The sequence below is a fragment of the Pedobacter petrophilus genome (genome assembly GCF_009674725.1).
GTDB lineage: Bacteria > Bacteroidota > Bacteroidia > Sphingobacteriales > Sphingobacteriaceae > Pedobacter > Pedobacter petrophilus.
This window is the reverse complement of sequence record NZ_WKKH01000097.1, coordinates 1-4,182: the sequence shown is the minus strand read 5'-3', so window position 1 is coordinate 4,182 and position 4,182 is coordinate 1. Positions and strand designations below refer to the sequence as shown.

The 4,182-nt window shown below is 38.0% G+C and carries 6 protein-coding genes; 2 read left to right on the top strand and 4 right to left on the bottom strand.

Annotated elements, in window-relative coordinates; genetic code table 11:
• Window positions 1-200 (top strand): hypothetical protein (locus GJU39_RS23715; protein WP_209437729.1); only part of this gene is annotated, 200 nt, incomplete at its 5' end.
• Here GJU39_RS23715 and kwaB read toward each other — a convergent pair.
• From kwaB to GJU39_RS23075, 4 genes are all read right to left on the bottom strand, one after another.
• Entirely contained in the window at window positions 181-1,140 is a 960-nt protein-coding gene (gene kwaB, locus GJU39_RS23090; protein WP_154283347.1) for an anti-phage protein KwaB, read from the bottom strand. The two genes, GJU39_RS23715 and kwaB, sit on opposite strands and share 20 nt — an antisense overlap.
• Window positions 1,121-1,702, bottom strand: coding sequence for an anti-phage protein KwaA (kwaA, locus tag GJU39_RS23085; protein WP_209437728.1), 582 nt, complete (start codon window positions 1,700-1,702; stop codon window positions 1,121-1,123). Before kwaA ends, kwaB begins: the two co-directional genes overlap by 20 nt.
• 407 nt (window positions 1,703-2,109) lie before the next feature.
• A complete protein-coding gene (locus GJU39_RS23080) occupies window positions 2,110-2,322 on the bottom strand; it encodes a hypothetical protein (RefSeq protein ID WP_154283346.1) in 213 nt (70 codons plus the stop codon).
• A 305-nt stretch (window positions 2,323-2,627) separates the two neighbouring features.
• Window positions 2,628-3,347, bottom strand: coding sequence for a hypothetical protein (locus GJU39_RS23075; protein ID WP_154283345.1), 720 nt, complete (start codon window positions 3,345-3,347; stop codon window positions 2,628-2,630).
• 216 nt (window positions 3,348-3,563) lie between these two features.
• On the opposite strand from GJU39_RS23075, the gene GJU39_RS23070 reads away from it, so the two are divergent.
• The gene (locus GJU39_RS23070) at window positions 3,564-3,827 is read left to right on the top strand and encodes a hypothetical protein (protein WP_154283344.1); all 264 of its coding nucleotides are present in this window, start codon (window positions 3,564-3,566) and stop codon (window positions 3,825-3,827) included.
• The last annotated feature ends 355 nt before the right edge of the window (window positions 3,828-4,182 follow it).

Sequence of the window (4,182 nt, the reverse complement as noted above, 5' to 3'; positions counted from 1 at the left end):
TTCTGCTTTTTTCAAGCAACAACTCTGGGGGTCAATTTAAAATTGGCGAAAGGGGGTCAAATTTATTGGTATATGCAGTCTATTATCAAATTAAAAAACTTACAGTTCTTACTATATTCTACATTGTTTTCGATAAACTGATTTATTTAAATATTGGGGGGCAAATGCAAGTTGTTATAACTAACTTTCATCAGCAATAGTTAATTTACTTTCACTTTCATAATCCAATTCGGTCAAATTTGATTTTAAATAATCGTCATTTAAAATCCCAATGGTAATCACTTTAGAAACATCGGTATCCAACAAAATTTTATCTCCAGCTGCATTTAATCTTATTTTACCCGAAAGTTTAGGGTGTGAAGTAATAAAAGCAATGATCCTTGTTTTGGCAAGTTGCAGCACGGGCGAATCTGGTTTTATCCTTAGCACACGCTTAGCATATTTAACATTATCTACCAGTGATGTCAATTCCTCTAAATTATCAATTAAATCAAGCCCCGAAATTAGATTGATATTTTGCCTGGCCTGGTTTTTTACAATCTCATTGTAACCATAAGCAGAAGCCAAAGTTTTTAGATTATTGATCACAAGAGAATCATCTGTGAATAAGAAGTCAATAGAACTATTAATCTGTAAAATATTACTGTTAAGTTTCTCAAACCTGTTACCAATAGGAATAAGCCCTAACATTTTATCTTGTCTAACAATTGTAACTGGGTACACGTGTTTGTAAATTGAAAAATAATTATCCGCATTACCAATGGTTACAATTATCGCTTTTATGGTTTCCATATCATCATTTGAGAATGAAAATGTGGGATAATCGATAAATGGATCAAACTCCTTAGCTATTGCAAGTTTCTCTGGAAACTCGTCCAAATCGTAGAAAAACAACGAATTGATTGTTTCTTGCGCAGTAGAAATATCTTTTAATTCTATTTCTTCATTGTTGAGGATCTTTTCATTAATGGCCACAGTAAATATCTCTTTTAATTCATCGGCCAACTCCGGCGAGATATCGGCATCGAGAATGGTTTCAGTTCCATCCTCCCCTTTTTTCACCAAATGTATATTAATCCCTATTGGATTAATAGCGTCGTTAACTAGGTTTAGTTTTTCTTTAAGCTCTTGTATTTCCATTGTTTATTGATTTATTGGCCATGTATATATTATCACTCAATAATTGATATTGAATGGAATCATTTTCTTGAATCACATCCTTACTAATGATGATAATGTTTTCTTTATTGGTTGTAGATAGTTTATAAATATGATACCCAAGGAGTGCCAAAGTTGGGTTGGTGTAGAACATATTCGTTTTGATATAAATAATCCCAATGATAATCAGCACTATAAAAAAGACTAAACCATTTCGGTCTTCATTTAAATTGAAACTTAAAAATGGAATGACATAGGTAACCAAAAAGGTTAAATGCTCCCAGTTCAAGTTTTCAATTCTGGTTACTTTATCCGGTAAAGATCTGTTTCTACGGATAACGTATTTAAAATTTGCATAGAAGATAAGGCCAAAAATTGCCAGCGATAAGAATATTAACGGAACTATATTAGTGATTAACAGTTTAGTAAAACCAATAAAATGGCAATTCTTATCAAAGCAATAAGGTATCTGCACTTTATTAATAAATAATAAAAAGAAGAGTAACCAAAGCGAAACGATATAAAGTTGAATTTTAAGGCTCATAGCGATTTTATAAGTTATACATGCATTAAATATAAATCTAGATTACACCTGGATTCAACAATAACGCGACAAGTTAACTTATAGAGACTTATATTATTTACGGTTTCCCGTACACCTAAAAACAGATCAACTTTCTCTTTTAGTTATAAGTGATTATAACATGCGCTCATTGAACCATTTGTCTAAATTTAAACATAAGGCTATGCCAAAAAACAATGAAAGGGGCTACGGCAGGAACATGTTTAATTTGAAATGGAATTATTTATTTAACAGGTTACTATGGAGTTTGCAACCCTAGGAACGTAAGCATCCGATGAAGCAGCTTAAACGAGAATTGGCAGCAGCCTATACCCTTAGCGGGCAGGTACACGATTTAAGAAAACACTGTTGATTTGTGTGAAGTGCAATCATATAGAAATTTCAAGATAACAACAAACTCCCTCCTCCTCTACCGTCCAGCTTAACTTTTCGCCCTGCTCCATTACCTCCTGCTCCACTTTAAGTTGCCCTACAAAATCGACGATTACACCATCCTTTACATTTAGGGCGTGAATAATTTTACAGGCATAATAGCGCCGGTCGCCAAAGCGGGCCGTACCGGTAAAAAATGAAATGCCCATGTCGATGATTAAAGCCTTATCGCTTTTGCGGTACCTCTCCCAACCATTCTACGCCAGAATACAGAGATAATCACATTGAGATTGTAATAAGTTGTTTCAACTTCTTGGGCTTTATCTACAATTGCACCATGTAGAGTGGTATGTCGGAAATTCCGACATACTGAATCCTCCTGGAAATTAAAATTCAGATTAAACATAACACCAAACTCACCTCTCCTCTACCGCCCAGCTCAACTTATCTCCTTCCTCCATTACCTCCTTTTCCACTTGAGGTTGCGCCACAAAATCGACGATTACACCATCCTTTAAATGCAGGCATGAATAATTTTACAGGCATAATAACGCCGGTCACCAAAGCGGGAAGTACCGGTAAAAAATGAAATGCCCATGGTGATGATTAAAGCTTTATCGCCCTGGTGATTCAAGTTTAAGGCTAATGCTGTTTTCGGAAAATGGCTACGATTTAAAGAGATAACCAGGTCATTCACTTCAATAATTTCGTAGCCGCCCGTATCATCCAGATCGAAATGAAAGCCCATCACCTGCAATCGTGCTTCGGTAGCCTTAGGATGCGGTTTCAGGAGCGACTTTATTTCACCCTCAGGCAGAATAAGTTTTACTAATCCATCGGCTTCTATGCGCAAATCCGTTTCGTTAAGCCATAACTTTTCCAGGGGCGTGCTGCTGTTAAATTCGAAACCCTTAAGCAAGGCAATGTTACCATCTACCAGTTTTTTATGACCTGCCTGTTCGACCGGGATGGTTTTAAAGATTTCGATAAAACGTTTGTTCAGGCGATTCAGGAGATCGCCGTAAGCATAAAGCTTGACCAGCGGAGCAAATGCTTTCCGGATGTAAGCAGCATTTCGACTGGCCGCTCCAAAGTCTTTAGCACTTTTTTTACTATTCTCAGAAAGTTGATAAGTATCAGATTTCCGCCTGACAACGTTTTTCTTTCCTCTCTGATAAAAAACAAGATCTCCCAGTTGCCCGGAAAATCGAACAATCCCATTTAATGCAGCCATAATTAATTATATTTGTGTAAACAAGGGATTAATTAATCCAATATAGCAATTTTCTGCCTTTTTTAACACGAGATGATTACTGAAGTCCACCACCAGCCCGCCTTTAGTCTACGTTTCGGCCACCTTCCACCTATATCCGCTTCATATTTAAGACGGGTAAACGTTGGGGCTGCTTCGTAGTTGCTTTACTTCGGAAAAAATACCTAATTACGCTAGATGAAAGCATTTCTCACAGCTAGAAAGTTAAAATTGCACGGTTTAGGACAATGGGGAGTCGCTACAAACGCAGGCATTCTTCCCCACGCTCTGAATAACAACGAGGTGAACCCCGCTATGGCCGCCCTGCTACCCGGCCTCGGAAATGATGGAAGGAGAAAACGTTTAAAGCTTAAACCACAAACTTTCAATCACCACAACCCAAGGCAGCGCGTCCGTCCCGATCCTTCATCGGGAACTTGTGCTGCCGACAAAAAGCTTTAACGATTTTATCCGACATCAGGTCCAAGCCTTGAGTTTATTCATAAGTTGTTCATGTTTTTACAGGCATTCATGAGCTCGCAGAAAAGCTCGGTTTTGTTACTTTTTTGATCAAGCAAAAAAGTAAGAGCCCTTCGGCGGCCAGCCGGGGCAGGCCAAGCGCAGCGGCCAAATGATTAATAAGCCACAACAAGATAGATTGCTTCACGCCCTCACTCAACCTCCGCTTCAGTTCGCAAGGACGACTTATTGATGGCACCCCGCTATCAACACTCTGCTATCCGGCCTCGGAAATGATGGAAGGAGAAAACGTTAAAGCTTAAACCACAAACTTTCAATCCACCACAACCCAAGGCAG

Bases quoted from the DNA above. Each gene is read 5' to 3' on its own strand.
- kwaB (WP_154283347.1), bottom strand. From the start codon at position 1,140: ATGGAAATACAAGAGCTTAAAGAAAAACTAAACCTAGTTAACGACGCT.
- kwaA (WP_209437728.1), bottom strand. From the start codon at position 1,702: ATGAGCCTTAAAATTCAACTTTATATCGTTTCGCTTTGGTTACTCTTC.
- GJU39_RS23080 (WP_154283346.1), bottom strand. From the start codon at position 2,322: ATGGGCATTTCATTTTTTACCGGTACGGCCCGCTTTGGCGACCGGCGC.
- GJU39_RS23075 (WP_154283345.1), bottom strand. From the start codon at position 3,347: ATGGCTGCATTAAATGGGATTGTTCGATTTTCCGGGCAACTGGGAGAT.
- GJU39_RS23070 (WP_154283344.1), top strand. From the start codon at position 3,564: ATGAAAGCATTTCTCACAGCTAGAAAGTTAAAATTGCACGGTTTAGGA.